23 protein-coding genes and 2 pseudogenes are annotated in these 26,350 nt (G+C 63.1%); 4 read left to right on the forward strand and 21 right to left on the reverse strand.

Translation table 11 applies throughout. The features are described 5' to 3' along the window. Positions 1-5: 5 nt before the first annotated feature. From AYK65_RS09325 to AYK65_RS09335, 3 genes are all read right to left on the reverse strand, one after another. A complete protein-coding gene (locus AYK65_RS09325) occupies positions 6-947 on the reverse strand; it encodes a carbohydrate ABC transporter permease (RefSeq protein WP_139793159.1) in 942 nt (313 codons plus the stop codon). Continuing rightward, positions 940-1,848 carry a carbohydrate ABC transporter permease gene (locus AYK65_RS09330; RefSeq protein ID WP_046120819.1) on the reverse strand — a complete coding sequence of 303 codons (909 nt, stop codon included), beginning with the start codon at positions 1,846-1,848 and terminating at the stop codon, positions 940-942. Before AYK65_RS09330 ends, AYK65_RS09325 begins: the two co-directional genes overlap by 8 nt. Before the next feature lie 209 nt (positions 1,849-2,057). Further along, entirely contained in the window at positions 2,058-3,293 is a 1,236-nt protein-coding gene (locus tag AYK65_RS09335) for an ABC transporter substrate-binding protein (RefSeq protein WP_081158219.1), read from the reverse strand. Between the two features lie 504 nt (positions 3,294-3,797). On the opposite strand from AYK65_RS09335, the gene AYK65_RS09340 reads away from it, so the two are divergent. Further along, entirely contained in the window at positions 3,798-4,847 is a 1,050-nt protein-coding gene (locus AYK65_RS09340; protein ID WP_026613767.1) for a LacI family transcriptional regulator, read from the forward strand. Positions 4,848-4,870: 23 nt separating this feature from the next. On the opposite strand, the gene AYK65_RS09345 is transcribed toward AYK65_RS09340, so the two are convergent. The 3 genes and pseudogenes from AYK65_RS09345 to ccoS all read right to left on the reverse strand — a co-directional run. Beyond that, complete coding sequence (locus AYK65_RS09345; RefSeq protein WP_046120817.1) at positions 4,871-5,140, reverse strand: hypothetical protein; 270 nt, start codon at positions 5,138-5,140, stop codon at positions 4,871-4,873. A 99-nt stretch (positions 5,141-5,239) separates the two neighbouring features. Beyond that, on the reverse strand, positions 5,240-6,670 hold the full coding sequence (gene gndA / locus AYK65_RS09350; protein ID WP_081158220.1) for an NADP-dependent phosphogluconate dehydrogenase: 1,431 nt from the start codon (positions 6,668-6,670) through the stop codon (positions 5,240-5,242). A gap of 180 nt (positions 6,671-6,850) precedes the next feature. Beyond that, positions 6,851-7,006: pseudogene (gene ccoS / locus AYK65_RS09355) on the reverse strand (cbb3-type cytochrome oxidase assembly protein CcoS); the annotation flags it as partial. A gap of 34 nt (positions 7,007-7,040) precedes the next feature. Here ccoS and AYK65_RS32725 point away from each other — a divergent pair. After that, positions 7,041-7,398, forward strand: a pseudogene (locus tag AYK65_RS32725) (SRPBCC family protein). Continuing rightward, the gene (locus AYK65_RS09365; RefSeq protein ID WP_026613763.1) at positions 7,382-7,735 is read left to right on the forward strand and encodes a VOC family protein; all 354 of its coding nucleotides are present in this window, start codon (positions 7,382-7,384) and stop codon (positions 7,733-7,735) included. Before AYK65_RS32725 ends, AYK65_RS09365 begins: the two are co-directional and overlap by 17 nt. A 384-nt stretch (positions 7,736-8,119) precedes the next feature. On the opposite strand, the gene AYK65_RS09370 is transcribed toward AYK65_RS09365, so the two are convergent. The 13 genes from AYK65_RS09370 to AYK65_RS09430 all read right to left on the reverse strand — a co-directional run bounded on the left by AYK65_RS09370 (position 8,120) and on the right by AYK65_RS09430 (position 20,257). Then, positions 8,120-8,830 (reverse strand): PAS domain-containing protein, encoded by a 711-nt coding sequence (locus tag AYK65_RS09370; protein WP_034885119.1) that lies wholly within the window; start codon positions 8,828-8,830, stop codon positions 8,120-8,122. Positions 8,831-9,290: 460 nt separating this feature from the next. Beyond that, entirely contained in the window at positions 9,291-10,214 is a 924-nt protein-coding gene (locus AYK65_RS09375; RefSeq protein WP_034885076.1) for a lipid A biosynthesis lauroyl acyltransferase, read from the reverse strand. Positions 10,215-10,225: 11 nt separating this feature from the next. Further along, positions 10,226-11,254, reverse strand: coding sequence for a zinc-binding dehydrogenase (locus tag AYK65_RS09380; RefSeq protein ID WP_026613760.1), 1,029 nt, complete (start codon positions 11,252-11,254; stop codon positions 10,226-10,228). A gap of 37 nt (positions 11,255-11,291) precedes the next feature. Further along, positions 11,292-12,575 (reverse strand): beta-ketoacyl-ACP synthase, encoded by a 1,284-nt coding sequence (locus tag AYK65_RS09385; protein ID WP_026613759.1) that lies wholly within the window; start codon positions 12,573-12,575, stop codon positions 11,292-11,294. 11 nt (positions 12,576-12,586) lie between these two features. Next, positions 12,587-13,789 carry a beta-ketoacyl-ACP synthase gene (locus AYK65_RS09390; protein WP_081158221.1) on the reverse strand — a complete coding sequence of 401 codons (1,203 nt, stop codon included), beginning with the start codon at positions 13,787-13,789 and terminating at the stop codon, positions 12,587-12,589. Positions 13,790-13,791: 2 nt separating this feature from the next. Then, the gene (locus AYK65_RS09395; RefSeq protein WP_081158222.1) at positions 13,792-14,268 is read right to left on the reverse strand and encodes a 3-hydroxyacyl-ACP dehydratase FabZ family protein; all 477 of its coding nucleotides are present in this window, start codon (positions 14,266-14,268) and stop codon (positions 13,792-13,794) included. Between the two features lie 171 nt (positions 14,269-14,439). Then, positions 14,440-14,727: an acyl carrier protein gene (locus AYK65_RS09400; protein WP_139015633.1), complete on the reverse strand. Its 288-nt coding sequence runs from the start codon at positions 14,725-14,727 to the stop codon at positions 14,440-14,442. A 191-nt stretch (positions 14,728-14,918) separates the two neighbouring features. Continuing rightward, positions 14,919-15,671, reverse strand: a complete 753-nt coding sequence (locus AYK65_RS09405) for a glycerophosphodiester phosphodiesterase (protein ID WP_081158223.1) — start codon at positions 15,669-15,671, stop codon at positions 14,919-14,921. 16 nt (positions 15,672-15,687) lie between these two features. Then, entirely contained in the window at positions 15,688-16,671 is a 984-nt protein-coding gene (cbiB, locus tag AYK65_RS09410; protein ID WP_081158224.1) for an adenosylcobinamide-phosphate synthase CbiB, read from the reverse strand. Beyond that, positions 16,672-17,673, reverse strand: a complete 1,002-nt coding sequence (cobD, locus tag AYK65_RS09415) for a threonine-phosphate decarboxylase CobD (protein ID WP_046120810.1) — start codon at positions 17,671-17,673, stop codon at positions 16,672-16,674. A 2-nt stretch (positions 17,674-17,675) separates the two neighbouring features. Continuing rightward, positions 17,676-18,974, reverse strand: coding sequence for a cobyrinic acid a,c-diamide synthase CobB (locus tag AYK65_RS09420; RefSeq protein ID WP_046120809.1), 1,299 nt, complete (start codon positions 18,972-18,974; stop codon positions 17,676-17,678). Continuing rightward, entirely contained in the window at positions 18,971-19,813 is an 843-nt protein-coding gene (cobA, locus tag AYK65_RS09425) for a uroporphyrinogen-III C-methyltransferase (protein WP_046120808.1), read from the reverse strand. Before cobA ends, AYK65_RS09420 begins: the two co-directional genes overlap by 4 nt. Before the next feature lie 6 nt (positions 19,814-19,819). Further along, positions 19,820-20,257, reverse strand: coding sequence for a cobalamin biosynthesis protein (locus tag AYK65_RS09430; RefSeq protein ID WP_026613750.1), 438 nt, complete (start codon positions 20,255-20,257; stop codon positions 19,820-19,822). A gap of 395 nt (positions 20,258-20,652) precedes the next feature. Here AYK65_RS09430 and AYK65_RS09440 point away from each other — a divergent pair, with 395 nt between their 5' ends. Then, entirely contained in the window at positions 20,653-21,438 is a 786-nt protein-coding gene (locus AYK65_RS09440; RefSeq protein ID WP_026613748.1) for a TSUP family transporter, read from the forward strand. A 179-nt stretch (positions 21,439-21,617) separates the two neighbouring features. Here the strand turns inward: AYK65_RS09440 and cobO are convergent, their stop codons facing one another. After that, positions 21,618-22,262 (reverse strand): cob(I)yrinic acid a,c-diamide adenosyltransferase, encoded by a 645-nt coding sequence (gene cobO, locus AYK65_RS09445; RefSeq protein WP_081158225.1) that lies wholly within the window; start codon positions 22,260-22,262, stop codon positions 21,618-21,620. 10 nt (positions 22,263-22,272) lie between these two features. Beyond that, complete coding sequence (gene cobN / locus AYK65_RS09450; protein ID WP_139793160.1) at positions 22,273-26,346, reverse strand: cobaltochelatase subunit CobN; 4,074 nt, start codon at positions 26,344-26,346, stop codon at positions 22,273-22,275. Between the last annotated feature and the right edge of the window lie 4 nt (positions 26,347-26,350).

The raw sequence follows: 26,350 nt of genomic DNA on the forward strand, positions 1-26,350 counted from the left end.
CTTGCTTATCCTTTCACTGCGCCGGCCGCGATGCCGCGCACGAACAGCCGGCCCGAGACGAAGTAGACCGTCAGCGGCACAAGCCCGGTGAGGATCGTCGCCGCCATGTTGACGTTATATTCCTTCACGCCCTGGACCGAATTGACGATGTTGTTGAGCTGAACGGTCATCGGGTAGTATTCCGGCCGGGTGAAGACCACGCCGAACAGGAAGTCGTTCCAGATGCCGGTGACCTGCAGGATCATAGCGACCACGAAGATCGGCAGCGACATCGGCAGCATGATCCTGAAATAGATCGTCCAGAACCCGGCACCGTCGACGCGGGCCGCCTTGAACAACTCCTCCGGCAGCCCCGCGAAATAGTTGCGGAAAAGCAGAGTCAGGATCGGCATGCCGAAGATCGTGTGCACGATGACAAGGCCGGTCAGAGTGCCGTAGACGCCCATTTCCCTGAGCACGATCACGATCGGGTAGATCATCACCTGATAAGGAATGAAGGCACCGACGATCAGGATGGTGAAGAAGAGGTCCGCCCCCTTGAAGCGCCAGTTGGCGAGCGCATAGCCGTTCACCGAAGCGACTGCGATCGAGATAATCACCGACGGCACGGTGATGCGTACCGAATTCCAGAAGCCGCGCGACAGCCCGTCGCAATTGAGCCCGGTGCAGGCCTCGGCCCAGGCTTTCACCCAGGGCTCGAAGGTGATTTCGAGCGGCGGCGCGAAGATATTGCCGACGCGAATCTCCGGCATGCCCTTGAGCGACGTGACGATCATCACGTAGAGCGGCAGCAGGTAATAGAGGGAGACGACGATCAGCGTGCCATAGACGATGATGTTGCGGCGCGAGAGCCTCCTGCGGGGCTTGGCTCCCCGCGGCCCGGCCTTGAGCCTATCGGAAGCCGCATCGTAGGCCGTAACCATGCCGTTGCTTGCAATGTCATCCACGCTTGCGACCTCCTCCGAATTCCAGATATGCCCACGGCACGATGATTATGGCGACGGTCACGAGCATCATGGTGGAGGCGGCGAAGCCCTGACCCAGGTTCTGGGCGAGGAACATGTAGTCGTAGACGTATTTGGCCGGCACTTCCGATGCGATTCCCGGCCCACCGCTCGTCTGCGCAACGACGAGGTCGTAAACCTTGACGATGCCGCTCGCGATGATCACCAGCGTCGTAATGAAGACGCCGCGCATCATCGGAATGATGATCAGCATATAGGTCTTCCACATCGGGATGCCGTCGACTCGCGCGGCTTTCCAGATATCCTCGTCTATGCCGCGCAGACCAGCGAGCATCAGGCACATGACGAGGCCGGTGCCCTGCCAGAGCGCGGCAATCAGAATGCCGTAGATGACAATGTCCGAATTGTAGAGTGGATCGAAGGCGAAGCTCGTCCAACCGAGAGACCGCACGATCGACTGGATGCCGTACTGCGGATTGAGCAGCCATTGCCAGACCAGCCCCGTGACGATGAAGGACAGGGCGAACGGGTAGAGCATGATCGTGCGGAACGTGTTCTCGAAACGGATCTTCTGATCCATCAGCGCAGCGAGCACGAAGCCGATCACGAGGCTGAAGACCAGCGAGAAGAAACCGTATACCGCCAGGTTCTGGATCGAGATCAGCCACCGCGGTGCCGCCCAGAGCCGCTCATATTGATCGAGACCGACGAAGGCGAGCCGGGGCAAAAGCTTGGAATTGGTAAAGGAATAGACGACCGTCCAAGCCGTGCCGCCGACGAAGATGACCACGGCTGTCAGTATCATCGGAATAGAGGCGATCTTCGCATTCAGGTTTCGCAGCCACTGGTTCGGGCGAACCGAGCCGCGTGTTTGACCTGTCATGTTTCCTCCTCCAACTGCAAAGATTATCGAATGACGGGAGGTGCCAAGGCGAACATCGCCGCTGATGGTCGTCCGCCCCATCACACTGATCGCTGCCCCTTCGAACCGGAGCCCGTGCCGATGAGAGAGCGGCACGGGCGCGGCGCGACTTCCTCACGCCGACCGATGCGGGAGGCGGCCCCGCAAAAACGCGGAGCCTTCAACAGTAATCAGTCCGCCGCCGCGATAATTTCGGCAAAGCGCTTCTGCGCGTCTTCCGGCGTCATGGAGGGGTTTGCGAAGAACTCAGAGAAGAGGTCTTCCTTCTGCTTCTGGCTGTCCGGCGACAGAAGCTGATCGGTTCCCTGGATCACATTGCCTTTGGCAAGGATTTCGAGCCCCTTCTTCATGCAGTCGTTGGCCGTAGCGAGATCCACATCACCGCGCACCGGCAGCGAGCCTTTCTTCAGGTTGAAGGCGACCTGCGTCTCCGGCTTCAACAGAGTCGACGCCAGCGCTTCCTGCGCCTTAGACTTCTCCTCGTCCTCGAGCAGCGGGAAGTAGAACGCATCGCCACCGGTCGAGATCACCTCGTTCACGCCGAGGCCCGGGAGGCAGGTATAATCCGTGCCAGCCTTCTGGCCTGCGAGCTGGAACTCGCCCTGGGCCCAGTCGCCCATGATCTGGCCGGCGGCCTTGCCGGTGATGACCAGGTTCGTCGCCTGGTTCCAATCCTGGACATTACTACCCTTCGACATCTTGCGCGCGTCGTCGGCAGCCTTGAATACTTTCGCGATTTCCGGTCCGGCGGCGACTTCCTCGTCCTTCTTGGCAAAGACCTGCTCGAACACGTCCTTCCCGGCGATCGCGACTATCAGGACATCGAATGCCCCGGCTGCCTGCCATGGCTGACCGCCTAGGGCCAGAGGTATGATTCCGGCCTTTTCAAGCGCCGGGGCCGCCGCAACGAATTCATCCCAGTTCTTCGGAACCGGGACGCCGGCTTTCTCGAAGGCAGCGTTCGAAAGCCACAGCCATTGCCAGGAATGAATGTTGACCGGCGCACAATAGATCTTGCCTTCGATGGTGCACGATTCGAGCAGGCTTGCGGGCTTGACGATCTCCTTCCAGTTCTCGCGCGTGGCAAGATCGGTCAGATCGCGCATCAGCCCCGCCTCCACCAGCTCCTGTGCCTGACGGCCATGGTTGAACTGGGTGGCTCCCATCGGGTCGCCGCCGGTGATGCGGCTGATCATGATCGGACGCGCCGTCCCGCCGGAGCCGGCGATCGCGCCGTCGACCCATTTGTTGCCGGTCGCGTCGAATGCCTTGGCAAGCTCGGCGACCGCCGCGGCCTCACCACCCGAGGTCCACCAATGCGTGACCTCCAGATCGGTGGCGTTGGCTGCACCGAGCGGCAAGGCGACGGTTGCTGCCAGAGCGCCGGCCAGAGAACGTAATTTCATGAGTCTCCTCCCTCACTGTAACGTTACCGTAAAAACTTAGTTCAATCGATTTCGAGACGCAACACCTGCAACGACCAATTCAGAACAAATATTTATTTGCGTCTTTTGCGTGTATCCGGCGTCGGCCGGGAGTGCCCTAGCCGGGCATCCGAAAGCACCGGAAAACCTGCAATACTTAGGATATAAGCGCTTGTATCTTCAGGTCTTTTTTCACTCAGTGGTGGAAGTACAACGAGTTGCGCTTCGCCGGCGCAGTGCCGGAATTTTGCAAATGCGAGATTCAACCCTACGGTTATGCGCGTTGCGCTGCAGCAACAAAAAAGCTCGACATCGCTACTGTATCGTTACAGATTTCACCCATATGGCGTCACCTCCACAAACCCCTGCGGTAACTTGGAGTGTGGATCTGTGGAGATGGCGTCGCGGAATGGTAGGGGGCGGGGTTGCGTGTCGAAAGCGCTGCCCCTAGAGAACCCCTTGAGGAAGCGGGCTTAAGTGACGGGCATGGAAGGCAGAACGAAGAACAAAGCGGCGCCGGCGGAAGGCGGCAGGCCGACGCTGAAGACGATCGCCTTCATGACCGGGCTCGGCATCACCACCGTCTCCCGCGCGTTGAAGGACGCTCCTGATATTGGCGCAGAGACGAAGGAGCGCGTGCGTCTGGTGGCAAAACAGATCGGCTATCAGCCGAACCGGGCGGGCGTGCGCTTGCGGACGGGCAAGACCAACGTCATCAGCCTCGTGCTGACGCTGGAGGAAGAGATCATGGGCATCACCAGCCCCATGGTCATCGGGATCACCGAGATCCTCGCCGGCACTCAATATCACCTGGTCGTAACGCCATACAGCTCGGCCAAGGATCCGCTCGGTCCCATCCGCTACATCCTGGACACGGGCGCGGCCGACGGCGTGATCATCTCGCGCACCGAGCCGCACGACCCGCGCGTGACGCTGCTCACAGAACGCCGCCTGCCCTTCGCCACCCACGGGCGCACCGAGATGGGCATAGTTCACCCTTTTCACGACTTCGACAACGAGCGCTTCGCCTACGAGGCGGTGCGCAGGCTCGTCGAACGCGGCCGGCGGCGCCTGGTGCTGCTGGAACCGCCGCCCAATCTCACCTTCCATTCGCATATGCGCACCGGTTTCGAGCGAGGCTTGCGAGACTTTGGCGCGGAATCCGTCAGTTTCCATCAGGTCAACATTGACCACAGCCTCGTCGCCATCCGCGATGAGTTCGAGAAGCTGATGCAATCCTCCGACGCTCCGGATGGCATCGTCTCCGGCAGCGGCTCGGGCGCGATCGCACTGATAGCCGGGGTGGAGGCGGCCGGCAAGAAGGTCGGCGAGCACGCCGACATGGTCTCCAAGGTGCCGAGCGACTTCCTGCGCTGGCTACGCCCGGAGGTGATGACCATGTACGAGGACATCCGCGTTGCCGGCCGCGAGCTCGCCAAAGCGGTGATCGGCCACATCGAAGGCCGCCAGCCCGAAACGCTGCAGAGCCTCAGCCAGCCGGAATTCCAGCCGCCGATGGCGAGGTCGGTCAGGTAACCGGACGAGGGCAGCCGCCCTCCTCAAATGCCGACAGCCGGCCAGTACTTGTCGTCGGTGAAATCGTGCGGAATGGGATTGAGCTGCCCTAGCTTCTCGGCAACCAAGTCGATCTGCATCTTCAGATAACGGATTGAATTGGGGATCGGCGCGCCGGTGGCAAGGCTGCGTACTCGCCATTGGTCGTAGCCGGACGCCCTTATGCGCCGCTCCGCCTCGTCGCGGATGCTTGCTGGCCCGGTAACGGGCGAGGTTTCGATCGCTTTGCCCCCTTCGATCACCCTGAATTTCATGCTGCCTTCCCAATTGCTCCCAGGTTGAGATGACGTGAGCTTGTCGTGAAAGGGCGACCTGCGCCACCCTTCCTTTGGTACAAACGAACTAAACTGATCCTACGCGGTCAGCCCACGACCCCAGGGGCCGTGGTGGCTATCGGCGCCGTCGATGCGGTCGAAGCCGTGGGCGCCGAAGAAGTCGCGCTGGGCCTGGATGACGTTTGCCGTGCCGCTGCCGCGGCGGTAGCTGTCGAAATAGCCGAGCGCCGAGGCGAGCGCCGGCACCGGCAGGCCGCCGAGCACGGCCGCCGACACGACGCGGCGGAGTGCTGCGTCTGTCTCCTTGACCATCGCCGCGAAGGCCGGCGTCACGATCAGGTTTGCCGCATCCGGCGCCTTGGTGAAGGCGGTAGTGATTTCATCGAGGAACTGCGAGCGGATGATGCAGCCGGCGCGCCAGATCTTGGCGATCGTCGGCATCGGCAGGTTCCAGTTGAACTCCTTCGATGCCGCCGACATCACGGCGAAACCTTGCGCGTAGGCGCCGATCTTGGCGGCGAGCAGCGCGTTTTCGAGATCCCTGATGAAGGCGCCCCTGTCGGCCACATAGAATTCACCGGCCGGCGGCAGTCCGAGAGTCTTCTCCGCCGCCTCGCGCTCCTCCTTCATCGAGGAGATGCTGCGCGCGGCAACGGCGGCTTCGATGGCGGTCGCCGGCACACCCATGTTCTGCGCCTCGATCACCGACCATTTGCCGGTGCCTTTCTGGCCCGCCTTGTCTAGGATCATGTCGACGATCGGCTTGCCGGTCAGCGGATCGGCGGCCTTCAGGACCTTCTCGGTGATCTCGATCAGGTAGGAGTTGAGCCGGCCCCTGTTCCAGGCGCCGAAGACCTCGCCGATCTCTTCCGCCGTCATCTTCAGGCCGTCGCGCAGGATGCCGTAGATCTCGGCGATCATCTGCATGTCGGCATATTCGATGCCGTTGTGGATCGTCTTGACGAAGTGGCCCGCGCCGTTCTCGCCGAGCCAGGCGACGCAAGGATCACTCTCATATTTCGCAGCGATCGAGGTCAGCACCTTCTCGACTCGGGCGTAAGACTCCTCGGTGCCGCCGACCATGATCGACGGCCCGTGGCGAGCGCCCTCCTCGCCACCGGACACACCCATGCCGATGAAGGTGAGGCCGCTATCTCTCAGCGCGTCGAAGCGGCGCATCGTGTCGCGGAAATTGGCGTTGCCGGCATCGATCATGATGTCGCCCTTGGCGAGCTGAGGCTTCAGCGCTTCCATCTGCTGATCGACCGGATCGCCGGCCTTGATCATGATGATGATCGGGCGCGGCGGGCGGATCGCGGCGACGAAATCCTCGATCGTCTCGCACGGAACGATCTGCTCCTTGAGCGCTCCGGCCTCCGCATAAAACTTCCGCGTTGCATCGACCGTTCGATTGAAAACGGCAATCTTGTTGCCCTTCTCAGCGATGTTGAGCGCGAGGTTCGACCCCATGACGCCGAGGCCGATTAGGCCGATTTCCGCCTGTGACACGTGATTGCCTCCATTGGACAGGAGGGGCGGACACGGGGTCGCGATGGAGCGTTTCGTGCCGGCCCCTCGAATTGATCTGCGCATGTCTGTCAGCCTCGAAGGAAGAGGCCAGTCGGGACAAGCGGCGCGGAGGCTGTTTTGGCACTCAAATCGATTTACGACAAGCCACTCCTGGCAAATTCAATCCTTTTCCGGCTTGTCGCTGCCGTCATCGAGCACACGCCACGATGCGCCTTCCAAGTCCTCGCACTGGCCGCTCTTCAGCGCCCAGAGGAAGGTCGCAAGCCCGAGGCCGCCGAGAAGCAGTGTAATCGGAATAAGATAGACGAGCGTATTTCATCGCGCGCCTGCATGGGAAAGACGCGGGTCGCTGGCGCTGGGCCCGCGGTCCCCCTCGAGGCGCGAGGTCTATGCCTTCATGGCGGATCATGAGAAGATCCCTCTTTGGGCATCCGGCCTCTCGTCGGGTCTCGTCCGCGATGGCGACGAGTGGATCGCGCCGGGCCGCTCGGCAATGCTCGCGTCCGCTTCGCTCCCGACAATGAGTTCGGGGCCAATGGCGACGGCGCGGAGGTGATGTTCACGCTACTCAAGCAGCCAAGCATGAGCGACGAACAATTCGCCGCCGATGCCGCCTGGGTGGAAAGGATCTTGCCGCCCTTAAATCGATCTTGGAATCCGCAAACGACACATCAAACGACGGGAAAGACCATGGCAAACAAAGGTAACGACCGCCGCATCGACTATATCGAATTCAACGTGACGGACATCGCCGCGAGCAAAGCCTTCTACGGCAACGCCTTCGGCTGGACCTTCACCGATTACGGCCCGGAATATTGCGAATTCGCCGACGGCCGGTTGACCGGCGGCTTCACAACGTTCGGGCCGGTCCGCAGCGGCGGACCGCTCGTCATCATCTATGCCGATGACCTGGAGGGCGCCCAAGCCCGTGTCGAGGCGGCCGGCGGCAAGATCCTCAAGCCGGTCTTCACCTTCCCCGGCGGCCGGCGCTTCCACTTTGCCGATCCGGACGGCTACGAGCTGGCGGTCTGGTCCTCAGAGTAGACGCGTGCCGTCTTTGAACCGCGCGCGATCCTCACATCATGAATCGAACGACGCCCTATTCGCCGAAGCGGATGAATAGTGCGCCGACAAGACCGAAGACGACGATGCACTGAAGAATGTACATTGGCCACTCCTGTGACATCTCGTATCCTCCTGTCGAGCATCACCCGTTGCCACAAATTCGCGCTTCGAAAGCACGTGCAGTTGCCGCGCGCGTGAGTCTAACATTTCCGGCGGAGTTCCGCACAGAAAAGCCGTGCGCCCGGTGTCGGGCGCACGGCTTGAGCGGTTGAGGAAAAGTTTGAGCGGTTTTCTATCACCGCTCCGTTCGTCGGGATCGCTCGTCTCAAACCTTTATTCGCCGCGCCTTGGTGCCGGCGACGATCAGGCCGCGATAGCCCTGCGTCTGTCGGCATTTTCCTGGATGACGAGGATCGCGCCGATGAGCTTGCCGGTGCTCGATCTGCACGGCGTCATGCGACAGCGTACCACCGCGGTGCGGGAGTCGACTGTCTTGGCGAAAGTGTAATCGACCACTTCACCAGCAAAACAGCGGTCGAGATAGGCTTTCACCCGTTGCTCGAAACGCTGGAGGCCGATGAATTCGACGATGTGCCGCCCTATGAGATCCATCGGCCGGCTGTCGAGATGACTCGCATTTACCGGATTCGTGTAGAGATAACGGTAGTCCGGTGTGATGACCGCGATCCTGTCGGGAAAGCAGTCGAGGATCGCCTCGTTGAGCAGGCCTTCGTCGGCGCGCCCTTTGCTCGGGAATTTTGGCGCGCGTTCTAGGTCCAGCCCGGCGAGATCCGTCGAACGGGTCGCGGCGAAATAGCGATCGATCAACGACTGAAGCAATTGCGAATGACGCAGGACGCAGGCGACGTCGTCGGCCTCCATACGCAAGATGTCGATGAGAAACTGAAACTGGAGCCGGGCATCTTCGACACTCGCGGCCCTTTCGTCGTAAACGGCCTTCAGTATCGGCTCGAGTTCACGATCGAGAATACCGATCAGATGTTCGTCCGCCACCCTCACTGCGTATTGCAACTGTGAATACTTGAACCAGAACAACTCAATCAGTTCGTTCAATTCGAAAAGCCTCATTCCCCGCGGCTAGGCCGCGCCCATGCATTTCAAGACAAACAATGTGCCGTAGCAACAATCCCCTTTTTGATGAAATCTCCCTTTAAAACACGCTCAAAACCGCATCGCGCCCCTCACCCAAAGCGCTTGCAGCCGTCCCTCCGAGCACAACGATGAGTTTACACCCATTAGAGCACCGTTCAACAGAAGAAAGCCGGCGCGACCGACTTCAAACGTTTACGGAAGCCACGACATCGGGCGGCAGCGGCGGAAGGGCTTGAAAAACTCAGCGGATCCGCGCCGCCAAAGCGTCGTGCGAATGCTCGGACCACCGAAACGCGCCTTCGAGTCGGGAGGAACGCAAAAACCGCCGCACCTCTTCAAGTTGAAGATCGGCGTTGCAATGCATGCCGCCCGAAAGCGTGCGGCGGTCTTGGGGTAACGACATGCACAAAACAAGGGGCAGTTAAAGGCTGCGCTTGATGTTCCAGCGGTCGTGGTACCAGAGCCATTGGCCCGGATATTCGCGCACCCAGCTTTCGACCTTGTCGTTCAGCATCTGAGCCGTAGCGTTGACGTCGACGCTGCCGTCGGCCCGGCGCGGAATTTCGACCGCTGGCTCCAGCTCCAGCCGAAAGCGCCCGCCGGGCAGGCGGATGCAGCGCGCCGGATAGACCTCGCAGTTGAACTGGCGGACGAGCTTGGCAAGCAGCGGGTTGGTCTGCACATCCCGACCGAAGAACTTCGTCTTCAGCCCCTTGCGGAACTTCTGGTCGACGAGCACGCCAACGCCCCCGCCGTGCTCAAGCTGGCGGGCGAGTGCGAAGGAGGAGCCCGCATGCGACGGCACGAGGTTGCCCATGCGCGCCTTGCGGAACTCGAAGACCTTGTCGGCGAGATACGGATTGTTCGGCGGCCGGAAAAGCACGGTCACATTCAGGCCGAAGGCCGAGCCCGCGACCGGCAGCATTTCGAAATTGCCGCTATGGGCCGTGAAGACGATGAACGGCCGCGGATTGTCGCGCAATTCCAGGAAGAGCGGAATGCCGGAGACCTCCACCCTGCCCGGCTCCGTGCGCTCGGGATCGAAATCGAAGAGACGGTCGAGAAAGACATATTCGGCCGCAAGCCGGCCCATGTTGCCCCAGCTTTCGAGCGCGATCTCCCGGATTTCCGCCTCGCTCTTTTCCGGGAACGCATTGCGCAGATTGGTAAGCGTCAACGTGTGGCGGCGCGTCTTGGGACCGATCCAGCGAGCGATGCGATCCATGAAGTTGATCGCCCCGTCCGCCGGAAACAGCTTTAGCACTGTGAGAAGCAGAATAACGAATTGCGCGATCACCCACTGCCTGAAGCGATCGGCCGCCAGCACCAGCCGTGTGATCAGCATCCGCACGGAGGTCAATCCATCCTGAGGATGATCTTGCCGAAGACCTGACGCGATTCCATCCGCTCCAGCGCGCGGTCGATATCGGAAAGTCCGACCTCTGTGTCGATCACCGGATGAACGAGGCCACGCGCCATCTTCTGCATCGCGTTGGCCATGTTCTCCATGCGGCAGCCGAAGGAACCGAGCAGCTTCAGTTGCTGCTGAAAAAGCATCATCAGGTTCACTTCGGTCGAAACGCCGGAGGTCGAGCCGCAGGTGACGAGACGTCCGCCCCGCTTCATCGACAGCATCGAACCGGCCCAGGTATCCTTGCCGACGTGTTCGAAAACCACATCGACGCCCTTCTTCTTCGTCAGTTTACGTACGACGCCTTCGAAACGATCGGTGCGGTAGTTGATGACGTGATCGGCGCCGAGCGCCTTCGCCCTTTCGATTTTATCGTCCGAGCCGACGGTGGTGATGACGGTGCAGCCGATCTTCTTGGCAAGCTGGATCGCCGCTGTGCCGATACCGGAGCCGCCGGCGTGGACGAGGATCGTCTCGCCGGGTTCCAGCTTGGCATTGTCGAAGAGCATGTGCTCGACCGTGCCGAAGGTGACGGGAGCAAGCGCTGCACCGACCGCATCGACGCCCGGAGGTGCGGGAACGAGCAGGCGGGCGGGCAGGTTGACCTTCTCCTGCGCGAAACCATCCAGATGGAAGCCGTGCACGCCGCCGACATGTTCGCAGAGGTTATCGCGGCCCTCCTTGCATGGGCGGCAGAGACCGCAGGTGCGCGCACCGTAGATCGACACGAGTTGGCCCGGCAGAACATTGGCGACGCCGGGGCCGATGCTCTCGACGACGCCGGATGCCTCCGCTCCGATGACGAGCGGCATCTTGCGCTTGGCAAAGGCCATGCCGCGCCAGCCCCAGACGTCGATATGGTTGAGCGCAACCGCCTTGACCCGGAGCGTCACCTCACCCGGGCCCGGCGCTTCCGGCTCAGGAATGTCGGTGGTTTCCAGCTTGCGGTCGTCGAGCAGTTGCAGGGCACGCATGGTCTTTCCTTTTTTTATTTTCGAGCGTTTGCGCGTCTCAGGCCGGCTCGGCGGTCATGACGAGGCTGGCGTTCTGGCCACCGAAGCCGAAGGAGTTCGACAGCACCGCAGTGACCTGCTGGTCGCGCCTCACGTTCGGCACGACGTCGAGAACGATGGCCGGGTCCGGGTTCTGGTAGTTGATGGTCGGCGGCAGCGTGCCGGTAAGCATCGTCTGGATCGAGAAGACCGCCTCGACCGCTCCGGCCGCCGTCAGCGTATGGCCGATCATCGATTTGTTGGAGGAAACCGGAATCGACGGCAGCCGCTCGCCGAAGACGGCCGACATCGACAGGTATTCCATCTTGTCGTTTTCCGGCGTCGAGGTGCCGTGGGCGTTGATGTAGCCGATACCGCCCTCATCGATGCCGGCGTCCGCGAGCGCCGCGCGGATTGTCGCGATCGCCGGCCCACCATCGGGAGATGACCGTGTGCGATGGAAAAGATCGGCCTTTTCGCCGCAGCCCTTGAGGATGCCGTAGACGCGGGCGCCGCGGGCGAGCGCCGCTTCGAGCGACTCAAGCACCAGCGTCGCCGCCCCTTCCGCGATCACGAAGCCATCCCGCTCCTTGGTGAAGGGCTTGGACGCCTTTTCGGGTGGATCGTTCTGGGTCGAAAGTGCGGAGAGCAGGGAGAAGCGGATCAGCGCTTCGGCGCTTACCGAACCGTCGGTTGCGACCGTCAGCGCCCGGTCGGTGCGGCCCTGGCGGATTGCCTCGACACCGAGCTGGATTGCAGTGGCGCCGGAGGCGCAGGCCGTCGAGAGCGTGACCGGCAGCCCGCGCGTGCCGAAGCGATCGGCAAGGCGCTCGGAGATCGAGCCGAAGAGCACGGCCTCATGGAAGACGGGGTCCGCCTTCTCGCGCATGGCGGCGAGGAAGCGGTTATAGGCGTCGCCCGGCCGCTCGGAGGGCGGCGAGCGGTCGGCGAGCTCGAAGCGGGCGCTCCATTCCGGCTCGATCGGCGGCGCCGCCAGGAAAAGCGGGCCGTTGAAATCGCCGGAAATGCCGGCCTGTGCCAGTGCTTCCAGCGTCGTCTCGCGCGCCATCGCATAGGAGCGCTCGACCGCGTTCTCTGCCGGCAGCTCGATGAAGTCGACGGTACCGCTGATGCGCGTGGAAAGGCTGTCGGTCGGGAAGCGGCTGATTTTGTGAATGCCCGAAACGCCGCCCGAGAGCGCTGCCCAATTGTCTTCGAGCCCCTGGCCAAGCGAGGTGATGACGCCCATGCCCGTGACGGCGACGATCGGACGGCCGAGGTGATCCTTATAAGCCTTGCTCATGCGGAGCTCCTTTATTCCGCGGCAAGCACGGCGATGCCTTCGCCGCGGGCATGCCCGATGGTTGTGACGATCGCCGCCTTGGCTGGCGCCCCCATGGGCGCCTCGGCAACGGGATCGAAAGGCGGAACCTTCGCTGCGTTTCCGAGCGAAAGGGCGGCAAGGGCCATGCCGACGGGGAACTGCGCCTCGATGCCGTGGCCGACAAGACCGCCATAGGCGCGCACCGGCCGCCCGGCGAACTCGGTCTCGAGAAACGTCTTCTCGCGTTGAGTGAGATCATGGAAACCGCTGGCGCCCGCGAAGATGACGGTCGACTGCGGGTCGAGCTCTCTCGCCGGTTTCGCCAGGCCCCTGAGGCGTGCCTCAAGCCGGCCGTCCTCGCGGCCGCCGCGATCGCCGCCGATCGCCGCGATCGTGGCATAGATCCGGGCGCCCCGGGCTTCTGCATATTCGCGCGATTCAAGGACGAGGAAGGCGCCCACGGAGCCGAGGATCATGCCGCCACCGTTCTCAGGCTTGCGCGACCAGATCGGCTGCCATTCGCCGAGTGCGTGCCCCTGGATCGCCTCGATCAGCAGGACGATATCGAGACGCTCGGCCGAAAAAGCGCCGCCGACCAAAGTATGCGTCGACTGCCCGGCCTGGATGCGGGCGAAGGCCGTTTCGATCGCGGAGATGCCTGCTGCCTCCTCACCCATGAATGTGCGCGACGAGCCGGTCACCTTGTGGACGATGGAGATATTGCCGGCGAGCAGGTTGGAAAGCTGTGCCAGGAAGAGCGTCGGGCGCAGTTCCGTCGTCAGCTTTTCGTTCAAAAGCCGTTCGCGGTCGTTGCGCTTCAGGGCCTCGTCGACGATCAGCGAGTCGACATTGATGTCGCGCTCGCCGCCTCCGGCCGCGACGATCATATCCATGCTGCCGCAGGCATCGAGATTGTCCTTGAGACCGGCGTCGTCGAGCGCAAGGCCGGCGGCGAAAACCCCAAGACGCTGCCAGTTCTCCATCTGCCGCTGGTCGCCGCGCTTCGGGATCTGCTGCGACCAGTCGATTTCCGGCAGCGGGTGGACCGGATAGGGAGCGAAGCGCTCCATTTCGATCCGCACCTTGGGCGGTTCGGCCGCGCGGAGCAGCGCCACATGCGGCTCGGCACCGACGCCCTGGCTCGTCACGATGCCGACCCCGGTGATCACCACATCGTTAGCGGATTTCGTCATCTTCACTTCTCCGAACCGGCCGTCACGGCCATGAGTCCCAGTTCTTCCGCACGTTTGCGGACAATGTCTCCGAGCGGCACCTGGTCGAACGGAATCGTCCTCAGCTTCAACTGCGCATCGCATATCTTCTTGCCGCCCGACGAAATCTTGGCCTTCGTCACGGCGAAGCCGGATCCCTCATGTTCAAGCAGAGCCTCGATTTCAAGCTCGGCGGACGGCTCGACGAAGCTGCGCATCTTCGCACCGTCGACTGATATCAGGAACGGCATTGCGGCGAATTTCGTGGCGGCGAGCACCAGAAAGCCGGAAGCCTGCGCCATCGTTTCGATTAGCAGCACACCCGGGACCAGCGGATAGCCGGGAAAATGCCCCTCGAACACCGGACTCTTCTCCGGCACGACCGAGCGCGCCACAAGCCGCCCGGCCGCCAGATCGACGATCTCGATCCGGTCGATCATCTGGAAATATTCAAGCAGCATGAAGGCTCATCCCATTCGTTTCGCGCTCAAGTAAAAATGCCGATGCCGCCTGTCAAGCGCGGGGCGCGACAGGCGGCATCGGGAAAGGGACCGAACCGTGTCAGCGAAGGGTCGCTTAGGCTCTAAATAGATGAAGCGGGATACAGGCGGAAAACCGCTTCACACTTTTCCTCATCCCGCTTTGGCGGCCCGCAGGTCGTCGATCTTGGCGCAGAGGTTCTTCAGCACGAAGTATTCCTCGGTCGAGACCTTGCCCTCGTTCACTTCCTGGGTCCACTGTTCCAGGGGAATCTTGATGCCGAATTCCTTGTCGATCGCAAAGACGATGTCGAGGAAGTCCAGACTGTCGATGCCGAGATCGTCGATCGTGTGGCTTTCCGGCTTGATCGTTTCGCGGTCGATCTCGCTCGTCTCCGCAATAATATCGGCAACCTTGTCGAATGTAGCTGTCACGCGCATACCTCTTAAAAATCGAGTCTTGGCGAACCCTATAGAAAAATGCACCGCAAAAGCCAATGCCCCACGGCCTTTTGCGACCGCTATTTGAGAAACGCTGTTGCCGAACGGCTGCGGCCGGATGAAAGCGGCCCAGTGCGCACCGGCATCCTCACCCCGCGGACATCCATGACTGATCGGCGCCGAGCAAGCCGCTATTCGAAACAGGCGGCAGCGAGACGCGGATCGTCGAGAAGAATCGCGTCGGGGGCGATGGAATGCAGCCTTTCAAGCCCGTCTCGATCGATTGCGCCGACAGGAAATGGAAGATACTCCGGCAACGGCATCGACCGCGGCTGACCGACCATCACCGCAAGGCGCATTCCAGTCTCACGAATGACGGCCGCGCCTTCGGCCGTCGCAGCTCCCTGCCAGAGCCTGAACCAGTTCGCCCCTGCCTCTTGCGCCCCCGTGGCGGAATCCGGCTCCTCCAGGAAGGCAAGAATCGCAATGTCCGGCCGGGCGGCACGGGCAGCAACGATAAGATCGATACCGCGCAGGCCGAGCATTGTTCGCTCGACCGCGTTCGCGCGCACGATTTCATCGATGACGCGCGGTATCTGCGGCTCGTCGGTGAGCTTGATATCCAAGACGACGCCCAGTGAACCGCTGGCCGCGAGCGCTTCGCCGAGCATCATTAGCGCCGGGAACAGTCGACGCAACGTCGCAGGGTCGAGATCGGCCACGGCGCGCGGGTCACCGCAAAGCCGGCGGAGGTCGACGTCGTGGAAACAAACGAGAGCGCCGTCCCTCGTCAGTCGAACATCCGTTTCGATGGCGTCCGCCCCGGCTCGAGCCGCCGCGTGCAGCGCTTCTATGCTGTTCTCGGTGGCAAGCGCCGCGCCGCCGCGACGCGCGATGATGCGGGGTTTGCGTTCGGACGGGCCGGTCCACCAGTGAGTGGTCATCGCGCCTTCCGCGTTGCTATAGAGCCAGGAACGCCAAGGCCAGGGCGGCAAAGGCAAGGGTCATCGCAGAACAGGCGGAGTAGAAAACGGAAACAGCGGCGTCGATATCGTCCGCGCTGGCGACCGCTCGGCCTGAACCGTGGATCATCGGCTCGTCCACCGCTACGCCGCCATAGACCCTGGGCCCCGCAAGCTGGAGATCGAGCGCCCCCGCCATTGCAGCCTCGGGCCAGCCGGAATTGGGCGAGCGATGGAAGTGATGGTCGCGTCGCGCGACGTCGATCGCGGTCCGCCCCTCTTCGACGCCCCGTTTGAAATAGGCGCCGGCGGCAATGAGGAAGACGGAAAGCCGAGCAGCCGGCAGGTTGGCGATATCGTCCAGCCGCGCCGAAGCCCAACCGAAATGGAGATATTTCGGGCTCTTGTGGCCGATCATTGAATCGGCGGTGTTCAGCATCTTGTAGGCCAGCAGCCCGGGAAGCCCGCCGAGCGCATACCAGAGAGCCGGCGCAACGACCCCGTCGGAAAAATTCTCGGCAAGACTCTCGATCGCCGCGCGGCAGACGGCGGGCTCGTCGAGCGTCTTCGGATCGCGGCCGACGATCATGGACACCGCCTCGCGACCGCCGGAAAGCCCGTCGCGACGCAGGCCGCGGGCAACCCGAATCACGTGGTCGGCGAGGCTCTTCTGCGCGAGGAACACCGCAACAGTGATCGCCTCGAGGACGAAACCGAGGGAACCGAGAACATCGAACAGCCGGTTGAGCACCACTCCGACGGCCATGCTGACCGCGATCAGGATCAGGATCGCTGCGAGCCCCCGCATCTTCCGCCAGCCGTCGCTGACCTTACCGCGGTTAAGCGCGTCGTCGAAGAAGCCGATCGCCTTTCCGAAAAACACTACCGGATGCGTCAGGCGCGACCAGAGCCAGTCCGGATCGCCGACGAGACGGTCGATCAAGAGGGCGATGACGAGGATGGAGAAAATTTCGGCCGACACTTAGACTCCTGCCCTGTTCAAGGCTTCCGCAAGGCGACGATCGCCGTTTACATCCGCCGAAAGGCCGATGCGTAGCCAGCGCGGGTTGTAATCGAACTTGCGCGTCAGGATGTGCGCTTCGCAAAGCGCCGCATGCAGATCGTTTGCCCGCTCATGCACGACGAGCGCGAAGAGCCCCGTGCCGCCGGCGACTTGGAGCCCCGCCTTTCGCAGAACCGAATCGAGCGCGGCCCTGCGTTCAAGGATACGGCCCTTGATCTGGCTCGTATCACTCTCCATCAGCTTCGCGGAAACGGCGAGTGCCGGACCGGAAACCGCCCAGGGGCCGAGGCGCTCCCGCAGAACCTCCAGCACCGGCTCGGCTGCGACGACGAAGCCCAGCCGCAGGCCGGCAAGGCCGAAGAACTTGCCGAAGGAGCGAAAAACGACGAGGTTGTCGTGGGCGCCCACATGCGGCGCAACGCTCGCCTCCGGTTGGAGATCGCCGAATGCTTCGTCGACGACGAGAAGGCCGTCATGGGCCTTCATCGCCTTCGCCATGGCCAGGATCGCCTGCGGCGGGAAAAGCCTTCCGGTCGGATTGTTGGGATTGACGACCACGGCGAGGCCGTGCCGGTTGGCGAGATCCTCGACGCTCTCGATGAAATCCAGGGCGAAGCCGGCCGCCGTCAGCACACGAGCATATTCGCCATAAGTCGGCGCGAATATGGCGGCACGTTTCCCCACATCCGCAAGTTGGGGCAGCAGTTGAATGACCGCCTGCGTGCCGGGGACCGGCAGTGGCAACACGCCACCTGCTAGGTAGTAGCGGCTTGCCGCCGCGCGCGCCGCATCCTCGATATGCCGGTCCGGCAGCCGTTGCCAGACGCGCGCTTCGATCTCAGGAAGCGCAGCCGGGCACGGGTTGATGCCGGTCGAAAGGTCGAGCCAGTCGGCGGGTGCGCCGCCGAAGCGAGCCGCAGCCTCCGTGATTGCGCCACCGTGAATGATCGGAGCGGTCATGGTTATTCCGAACGATCGATCAGATGCATGAAGGAACCGGCGACGTTGCCCCGGCGAAGACCTGCGCGGCCAAGCTCGAGACCCGCGGCGTCCTTGACCGCGAAGAGCTGCTCGGCCGCCCCCTCCGAAACGATGGTCGCATAGTGGAATTCGTGCGCGGTCATCGGTCCATCGAAAAATGCGTTGTCGAGCGGCGCCACGCGCCGATACCCGAGGTGCCGCTTGCGCTCTGCGAAACTGGTGACGAGCGGCAGCAGACCGAGCATCTCGTAGCGCCTGCCGTCGGCCGCGACAAGCCCCTCGCCCAGCGTCATGTAGCCGCCGCACTCCCCGAAGATCCGAGTACCCTGCTCGGCCGCACGCCGCATTGCGGAGCGAAAATGCAAGGCACCGGCAAGCCGCTCGACATGCAATTCCGGATAGCCGCCGGGAAGATAGACCGCATCGACGCTCGCATCGGGCGCTTCGTCGTCCAGCGGCGAAAAGAACGAGAGTTCGGCCCCCTGCGCACGCCAGCCGGACAGCAGATGCTCGTAGCAAAAGGCGAAAGCGACATCTTGGGCGATAGCGATCCGCTGGCCGAGCGGCCTGAGCGCCCTGGCTGCGGGCATCGTTCGCGGCTTCGAGGGCGCCGCCGCCGCGGCGAGTATGGCGTCAAGATCGCAACCTGACGCAACGCGCACGGCCGCATGGTCGATGAAGGATTCGAGCGTCCCGTGTTCGCCTGCCTGGACGAGCCCCAGATGCCGTTCCGGCAGCTTCAATGCGCTGTCCTGACGCAGCACCCCGAAGATCGGGATGTCGACACGCCGAAGGGCGTCGCGGAGCATCGCCTCGTGCCGGTCGCTGCCGACCCTGTTGAGGATAACGCCGGCGAGCCGGATATCGGCGCGATGATCGGCATAGCCGCGGACCAGGGCCGCAACCGAATGGGAGAGACGGGCACAATCGACGACGAGGATCACGGCCAGCCCAAGCGTCGCGGCAAGATCCGCTGGCGACCCCGTGCCATCGGTCGCGCCGTCGAAGAGTCCCATCATCGCCTCGACGATTAGCGTAGAGCCGTCTCCCGTGGCCGCCGCCGCATTGGCGAGGAGCAGTTCTCTCCGCATCGCCCAAGGATCATAGTTGAGGCAGGGCTCGCCGCTTGCCGCCGTGTGAAACGCTGGATCGATATAGTCCGGCCCTGCCTTGCCCGGTGCGATGGCGACCCCGCGCTTCTTCAGCGCCCGCATCAGGCCGAGCGCGACCGTCGTCTTGCCCGAGCCGGAGCTCGGAGCAGCAATCATAATGCCGCTCATGCCGGGTTCCGAAGGATGCGGCTCGAAAACGGGTCGGCCACCAGTGCACGACCATTGAGCGCGCCGAGCCAGTCGAGTGACGGGCGGAGGCGGACGACCTCGCCGACGACGACGATCGCCGGCGGCTCGAGGCCGGAGGCCGCGACATCGGCTTCTGCGCGCGACAGCGTGGTCTCGAGCACTACCTGCTCCGGCGTCGCGGCGTTGCAGACGAAGGCAACCGGCTCCTCCGGCGATCGGCCGGCGCCGATGAGATTCGCCGAAATCTGGCCGATATGCTTCATTGCCATATACATGACGATCACCGGCGAACCCTTGGCGACGCCCTCCCAATTGATCCGGTCGGGCACCACGCCGGACGAATCGTGACCGGTTAGAAAGGTGACCGCATGATTGACCTCGCGATGCGTCACGGGAATCCCGGCATAGGCGAGCCCACCAATGCCGGCTGTGATGCCCGGCACGATGCGAAACGGAATGCCATGCTCGACGAGCGTCAGCGCCTCCTCGCCGCCGCGGCCGAAGACGAAAGGATCGCCGCCCTTGAGGCGCAACACCCTGAGCCCGGCGCGCGCAAGCTCGACGAGTCTGAGCGAAATGTCGCGCTGCTTCGGCGACGGCTTGCCGCCACGCTTTCCCGCGAATTCAAGCGTCGCGCCGGCTTTCGCCAGCTTCAGGCAGTCGCCATTGACCAGAGCATCGTGAACGATCACGTCCGCCTGGCGCAGCGCGTTGGCCGCATGCAGGGTCAAGAGACCGGGGTCGCCCGGGCCTGCCCCGACAAGCCAGACGGTACCCGGTTGGAGTTCAGGCAGGCCGGCAAATAAGGTATCCGTCATCGTCTCTTACTCCCGGTCGAACGAAGCAGTGGAAACGGCGCCGGCTATCGCCGCCGTTGCGCGCGCCGAGCGGATCTTCGGCACGATCAGGACCGCATCCCGCCCAGCCCCGGCAAGCGCGGCCCCTTCCGCAACGCCATGGCAGCCGGTATGGGCGAAGACGATCTCGGATGGGCTTTGCAACCGCTCCGCCTCCGCCTCGAGCGTTGCTGCGTCAAAAAAGCGAAGCGGCACGGCAAAGTGTTGCGCAGCGGCGTGAACGGCGGGTTCCTCCGAACGCGTATCGAGGGAGACGATGAGAGCGAGATCGCTCCCGCAGGCGCCCGCATCCGCCAGCGCCCGTTCCGCAAGCGCGATCACTTCCCCCGGTGGCGTGTGGCGCTCGCAGCCGAGACCCAGCACGAACTTTCCAATGGTGACGGCTGGTCCCTCGGCCGAAGACATACGGTGCGGCTCCCTACAGCGGCGGCCCTATCGACACGCCAGCTGCGACTCGGTTGATTGCTGCGCAGGGATGTCGGTTCCAAGGCCCAGTGCAGCGGTCGGCGTTCCATACGAAGCGCGGCCGGGCAGATGCCCCACACCGGTCTGGACAGCACCGGATCAAGCCCCCGAACTGGGTCGGCCGCACCGGACGCTCTTTCAGTCCGTGTGCACGGACGCCGTCGCATGTCCGTCATTTTTATCGAAGGGTATCCAGACGGTCAAACCGGATTGCGTCATCCGCGTGTCGTAGATGGCGTAGCGGATCTGCTCCGCTGGCCGACAATCCTTTGCATTTCGCCTCCGGGTCTGACACAAGGCGGGAAACATTTGGCTGCCTTCCATTCGAGTCCTCCGTGCCCGATCTCGCCTTTCACATCCTGCTCTTCCTATTCGCCGCCGCCTTCATTGCCGGTTTCATCGATGCGATCGCCGGCGGCGGTGGCATGATCACCATCCCCGCGATGCTGATTGCTGGCATTCCGCCGCTCGAAACGCTCGGGACGAACAAGCTGCAATCGCTGTTCGGCTCCGGTTCGGCGAGTATCGCCTATGCGCGGCACGGCCATGTGAATCTGGTGGAGCAATTGCCGATGGCGGTGACGTCGGCGCTCGGCGCCGTTCTCGGCGCTCTGCTGGCGACGGTCGTTCCCGCCGACGCGCTAAAGGCCGTCTTGCCCTTCTTGCTAATAGCCATCGCCATTTATTTCGGCTGCAAGCCGAATATCGGCGATGTCGAAAGGCATCACCGCATGACGCGCTTCATGTTTACTCTCACCTTCGTACCGCTGATCGGCCTCTATGACGGGGTCTTCGGCCCCGGCACTGGTTCCTTCTTCATGCTCGGCTTCGTCACGCTCGCCGGCTTCGGCATTCTCAAGGCGACGGCCCACACGAAGTTCCTAAATTTCGGCTCCAATGCCGGCGCCTTCGTCGTCTTCGTTCTCTACGGCGTCGTGCTCTGGAAGGTCGGACTGATGATGGGCGTCGGCCAGTTTCTCGGCGCGCAGGTCGGCTCGCGCTATGCGATGGCAAAGGGCGCGAAGATCATCAAGCCGCTGCTCGTCATCGTCTCGATAGCGCTCGCTATCCGACTGCTTGCGGACTCGACGCATCCGCTGCGGCTCTGGCTGGGGATGTGATTTCGACGCCGACCGGCGAAAAGGGCAATAGGCGCCGCAAAGACAGCGGAAGGCGGCGCCCTACTGCATGTCTCCTTAAATCGCCTCGATTTAAGGAGAAGGACATGCAGCGATTCAAAGTGCTACAGCGACCTTTGCGCGTCTGGTAAGACGCGCGGCGCTGTAGCCGGAGCTTCTAATTAGAATTCGACGCCCTTCTGCGCCTTGATGCCGGAACGGAAGGGATGCTTCACCAATTCCATTTCCGTCACCAGATCGGCGATTTCGATCAGGTCTTCCTTGGCGTTGCGGCCGGTCAGGACGACATGCGTCATGTGCGGCTTTTCTTCCTTCAGGAAGCGCACGACCTCGCCGATGTCGATGTAGTCGTAGCGAAGTGCGATGTTGATCTCATCGAGCAGCACCATCGAGTTGCGCTCGTCACGGATGAGTTCCTTGGCCTTTTCCCAGGCTTTTTCCGCCATGGCCACGTCGCGGGCACGGTCCTGAGTCTCCCAGGTGAAACCTTCCCCGAGCGTATGGAACTGGCAGAGATCGCCGAAATGCTTCTCGATCAGATCCCGCTCGCCGGTGTGCATAGCGCCCTTGATGAACTGCACGACTGCGCATGGCATGCCGTGAGCGATGTGGCGGAAGATCATGCCGAACCCCGCGGTCGACTTGCCCTTGCCCTTGCCGGTGTGGACGATGATCAGGCCCTTCTCGTCCGTCTTCGTTGCCATGATCTTGTCACGGGCGGTCTTCTTCTTCGCCATCTTCATGGCGTGACGGGCTTCGTCCTTCTCGGCGGCCGGTTCCCCGGTGTTTGCGGTTTCGTCGCTCATGGCGTCCTCCCTATTCGTTTCCGGCGGCTAGGCGGTCGTTCGCCGCCCGGCCGGTCAGGCTGCTGAGTTCAAATCGCGCCGAATTGGAGCGCGGGTTCCAGAGACGGCGGTCGATTGCTTCCACGAAGCGCTCCGACATTTCTGCAAGGGCGGCCGGGTTCTTCTCGCGCAGGAAGTCGAGAACCGCTTCGTCGGCAATGAAGGCCTGGTAGGCCGCCTCGAAATGGTGGTCGCGCACGGCCCCTGTCGTCGCTGCGAAGGCGAACATGTAGTCGACAGTCGCCGCGATCTCGAAGGCGCCCTTGTAGCCATGGCGCATGACGCCGGCGATCCATTTCGGATTGACCACGCGGGCGCGGACCACGCGACCGATCTCCTCCTCCAGCGAGCGGATCACCGGCTTTTCCGGGCGGGAATGATCGTTGTGATAGATCGACGGCCGCTGCCCGGTCAGATGCTCCGCCGCGGCGCTCATGCCCCCCTCGAACTGATAGTAGTCATCGCTGTCGAGCAGATCGTGCTCACGGTTATCCTGGTTCTGGACGACGGCTTCGATCGAGCGCAGGCGCTCCTCCAGGAGGCCGCGTTCGGCCCTGCCATCCTCCCCCGCGCCATAGGCGTAGCCGCCCCAGGTGAGATAGGCTTCGGCGAGATCGCCGCGGCTCCCCCAGCCCTTCTCGTCGATCAGCGCCTGCAGGCCCGCGCCATAGGCACCGGGCTTCGCGCCGAAAACGCGGTACGAGGCGCGGCGCGCGGCCTCTTTCGGTTCGACGCCCTTCTCCTCCAGACGCCGAGCTTCGGCACGCATGCGCGCGGCAATCATGTTGTCGGCATCGTCCTCGTCGAGCGCCCCGATCGCACAGATCGCCTTGTCGAAGAGCGCGATCTGCTCCGGGAAAGCATCACGGAAGAAACCGGAAATACGCAAGGTGACATCGACGCGCGGGCGGCCGAGCACGGCAAGCGGCACGATTTCGTAGCCGGTCACGCGGCGCGAGGCCATGTCCCAGACCGGCTTGGCGCCGATCAGCGCCAGCGCCTGGGCGATGTCGTCGCCGCCGGTGCGCATGTTGGAGGTGCCCCAGGCGGTGAGACCGAACGAGGACGGCCATTCGCCGTGATCTTGTAGGTACCGTCGGATGAGTAGCTCCGCGGACTTCTTGCCAAGTTCGTAGGCCGCCGGCGTCGGCACGGCGCGGCTGTCGACGGAATAGAAATTGCGGCCCGTCGGCAACACGTCCGGCCGGCCACGCGTCGGTGCACCGGAGGGACCCGGCGCGACGAAGCGGCCGTCGAGGCCGGTGAGCAGACCTTTGATCTCCGCCTCGCCGGAGCCCTGGATCGAGGGTTTTAGGCGGGCGTCAATCTCGTCAAGAACAGCGCGCGTGTTGCCCCAATCATCCGGGCACGCGATTTGGCCCGAGACCAGCTTCGCAGCGAGAAGTTCGATTCGCTCGACCGTATCGCCTGCGGCGCGCCAGGGGGCATCCGAGAGTTCGGCGAGAAGATCGGGTCGTGGGCCGGTCCATGGTGCTGACATTACGCAGTCAAGGGGATCAAAGGGTTGCGGGTATTGGGAAATACCCCCCTCTGCCCTGCCGCCCGGCAGGGCAGAGGGGGGGGCAGCCGCGCCCAACCTGAGATCCGCCGCAATCGCCCGCTGCAGACTCTGGTCCCCACCCTCGCCCAGTCCGCGCGGCACGCGGGCGAGCGCGACCGTAAGATCGGTCAGCAGCCGTCCTTCCGGCGCCACACCGAAGACATGCAGACCATCACGGATCTGCATCTCTTTCAGGTCGCAAAGATACGCGTCGAGCTTTTCCAGCGCCTTGTCGTCGCTGTCGTTCTTGTCGATCCCAGCATCATGGTCGAAGCCGATGTCGCGGACGAGATCGAGGATCTGCCGGCTGAGCAGCCTTAGCCGCCGCGGATCACCGCCCGCAGCTTCGTAATATTCATCGACCAGGGCTTCCAGGTCCTTGAGCGGCCCGTAGGACTCGGCGCGCGTGAGAGGCGGCGTCAGATGGTCGATGATGACGGCACTCGTGCGGCGCTTCGCCTGCGTGCCCTCGCCCGGATCGTTGACGATGAAGGGATAGAGGTGCGGCGTCGGGCCGAAGATGGCCTCTGGATAGCAGGTCTCCGAGAGAGCCAGCGCCTTGCCAGGGAGCCATTCGAGATTGCCGTGCTTTCCCATGTGCACGATGGCATCGGCTCCGAACATCTCTCGCAGATAGGCGTAAAAGGCGACATAGCCGTGCGGCGGGACGAGGTCCGGAGCGTGATAGGTTTCCTTCGGATCGATATTGTAGCCGCGCGCCGGCTGGATGCCGACGAGCACCTTGCCGAAATGGGCGAGCGGCAGCGCAAAGGCATCATCGAGGAAGAAGGGATCGGCTTCCGGCTCCCCCCAGCGCTCGATCACCTCCTGCTGAATCTTAATGGGAAGACTGGCGAAGAACTCCTTGTATTGACTCAAGGAAATGGCCTCGCGGATTTCCCGGTCGCGGCTTGCGGCATTGGTCGGGCCGGCCATCAGGAAGCGCATCAACGCGTCGCCGTCTGCAGGCAGTTCACCGACGGGATAGCCTTCATTCGCCATTGCCCGCAGCACCTCGATTGTACCCGCAGGCGTGTCGAGGCCGACGCCGTTGCCGAGACGCCCGTCACGGTTCGGGTAATTGGCCATGACGATGGCGACGCGGCGTGCCTCTGGCCTCGCGCGGCGCAGTCGCACCCATCTGGCAGCGAGTCTGGCAGCAAAGCAGACGCGGTCAGCAACCGGCTCGTGGCCGACGATATTCGCCTCCACGAGCGGATCGTAGACGGATGCCGCCTTGAAGGATACGGCGCGAGAGAGGATGCGCCCGTCGACTTCCGGCAGGGCGACATTCATGCCGAGATCGCGGGCCATCAGGCCCTGTGGAGAGGCCTCCCAGGCTTCGCGTGACGAACCGGAAAAGATGACTTGTAGAACCGGCGCACGTGTCGATTCGAGCACCGTCGGCTGCCGGTCGGCACCGGGGGCCGAGACGGCAAAGCCGGTGGCGTTCATTACGACGTCTGGGGCAGCCTCGGCGAAAATCGCTTCCAGCGTGCCGATCGAGACCTGATCCTTGAGGCTGGAGACGAAGACGGGTAGCGCGCGCATGCCCTCCACGGTCAGTGCGTCGATCAAAGCCTCGACTGGCTTTGTCTCGCCGCTCTGGACGAGGGCGCGGTAGAAGCAGATGGCGATGGTCGGGGGTTCGAATCCCTCCTCCATCTTCGTCTGCGCGAAGTCACCCCCCTCTGCGCTGCCGGGCATCTCCCCCACAAGGAGGGAGATTGACTCGCGGCTACCACTCGTTCCCACAAATACGCCGGAAATAGCGGCACCGACGGAAGTCGTAGAACGCGCCTCCAATTCGACAGCCGTTGAGGAGCGAGGGATTGCATCCCTACTCTCCCCCCTTGTGGGGGAGATGCCCGGCAGGGCAGAGGGGGTTTCGCCGATCCTTCCGGCAGCACGCATCCACTCGCCAACCCCAATCACACCCCTGCCGGGCCACCAAATGCCAGCCTTGAGCAACGGCCGCGCCGGCTGCGGCTTCTCGCCGCCGTCGATCAGCGCCTCCGCATAATCGAGGAAGAGGCCGGCATTCTCGGCGCCGCCTTCGGTGAGATAGGCCCAGAGGCGGCCGCGGTCTTCAGCCGGCACTGTGGAAAACGGCTCGAGACCCGGATCCGGCTTGTCATCGCCCGACAGCACGGCGATGTGGAACTTGCCCGCCACCGCCGCGGCATGCAGCGCCTCCAGCACGTAGCGGAAATAGCTTGCGCCGCCGAGCGGGCGTACGACGATCAGCTTGGCATACCGCGCCGTGCGTTCGACGTAAGTGTCGACCGACATCGGGTGCATGAGGTTCATGAGGCTGGCGATGCGCAGGCTCTTTGCTCCCGCGCGCCGCCGGTTAGCGGCGGCGATCGAGGCGAGTTCCGTATCGGCGGCCGATAGGAATAGCATATCCGCCGGGCTTTGCCCGAGGTCGATCGCCTCGTTGCCGTCGGCGATCGTTCCTTTCTGAGCGAGAAGCAAGTGCATCTTC

It is taken from the genome of Ensifer aridi (assembly GCF_002078505.1).
In the GTDB taxonomy this organism is placed as follows: Bacteria; Pseudomonadota; Alphaproteobacteria; order Rhizobiales; family Rhizobiaceae; genus Sinorhizobium; species Sinorhizobium aridi.

What these genes read in the sequence shown, in the direction of transcription:
- AYK65_RS09330 (WP_046120819.1), bottom strand. Translation starts at nt 1,848, where the DNA reads ATGACAGGTCAAACACGCGGCTCGGTTCGCCCGAACCAGTGGCTGCGA.
- AYK65_RS09335 (WP_081158219.1), bottom strand. Translation starts at nt 3,293, where the DNA reads ATGAAATTACGTTCTCTGGCCGGCGCTCTGGCAGCAACCGTCGCCTTG.
- AYK65_RS09340 (WP_026613767.1), top strand. Translation starts at nt 3,798, where the DNA reads ATGGAAGGCAGAACGAAGAACAAAGCGGCGCCGGCGGAAGGCGGCAGG.
- AYK65_RS09345 (WP_046120817.1), bottom strand. Translation starts at nt 5,140, where the DNA reads ATGAAATTCAGGGTGATCGAAGGGGGCAAAGCGATCGAAACCTCGCCC.
- AYK65_RS09365 (WP_026613763.1), top strand. Translation starts at nt 7,382, where the DNA reads ATGGCAAACAAAGGTAACGACCGCCGCATCGACTATATCGAATTCAAC.
- AYK65_RS09375 (WP_034885076.1), bottom strand. Translation starts at nt 10,214, where the DNA reads ATGCTGATCACACGGCTGGTGCTGGCGGCCGATCGCTTCAGGCAGTGG.
- AYK65_RS09380 (WP_026613760.1), bottom strand. Translation starts at nt 11,254, where the DNA reads ATGCGTGCCCTGCAACTGCTCGACGACCGCAAGCTGGAAACCACCGAC.
- AYK65_RS09385 (WP_026613759.1), bottom strand. Translation starts at nt 12,575, where the DNA reads ATGAGCAAGGCTTATAAGGATCACCTCGGCCGTCCGATCGTCGCCGTC.
- AYK65_RS09390 (WP_081158221.1), bottom strand. Translation starts at nt 13,789, where the DNA reads ATGACGAAATCCGCTAACGATGTGGTGATCACCGGGGTCGGCATCGTG.
- AYK65_RS09395 (WP_081158222.1), bottom strand. Translation starts at nt 14,268, where the DNA reads ATGCTGCTTGAATATTTCCAGATGATCGACCGGATCGAGATCGTCGAT.
- AYK65_RS09400 (WP_139015633.1), bottom strand. Translation starts at nt 14,727, where the DNA reads ATGCGCGTGACAGCTACATTCGACAAGGTTGCCGATATTATTGCGGAG.
- AYK65_RS09405 (WP_081158223.1), bottom strand. Translation starts at nt 15,671, where the DNA reads ATGACCACTCACTGGTGGACCGGCCCGTCCGAACGCAAACCCCGCATC.
- cobD (WP_046120810.1), bottom strand. Translation starts at nt 17,673, where the DNA reads ATGACCGCTCCGATCATTCACGGTGGCGCAATCACGGAGGCTGCGGCT.
- AYK65_RS09420 (WP_046120809.1), bottom strand. Translation starts at nt 18,974, where the DNA reads ATGAGCGGCATTATGATTGCTGCTCCGAGCTCCGGCTCGGGCAAGACG.
- cobA (WP_046120808.1), bottom strand. Translation starts at nt 19,813, where the DNA reads ATGACGGATACCTTATTTGCCGGCCTGCCTGAACTCCAACCGGGTACC.
- AYK65_RS09430 (WP_026613750.1), bottom strand. Translation starts at nt 20,257, where the DNA reads ATGTCTTCGGCCGAGGGACCAGCCGTCACCATTGGAAAGTTCGTGCTG.
- cobO (WP_081158225.1), bottom strand. Translation starts at nt 22,262, where the DNA reads ATGAGCGACGAAACCGCAAACACCGGGGAACCGGCCGCCGAGAAGGAC.
- cobN (WP_139793160.1), bottom strand. Translation starts at nt 26,346, where the DNA reads ATGCACTTGCTTCTCGCTCAGAAAGGAACGATCGCCGACGGCAACGAG.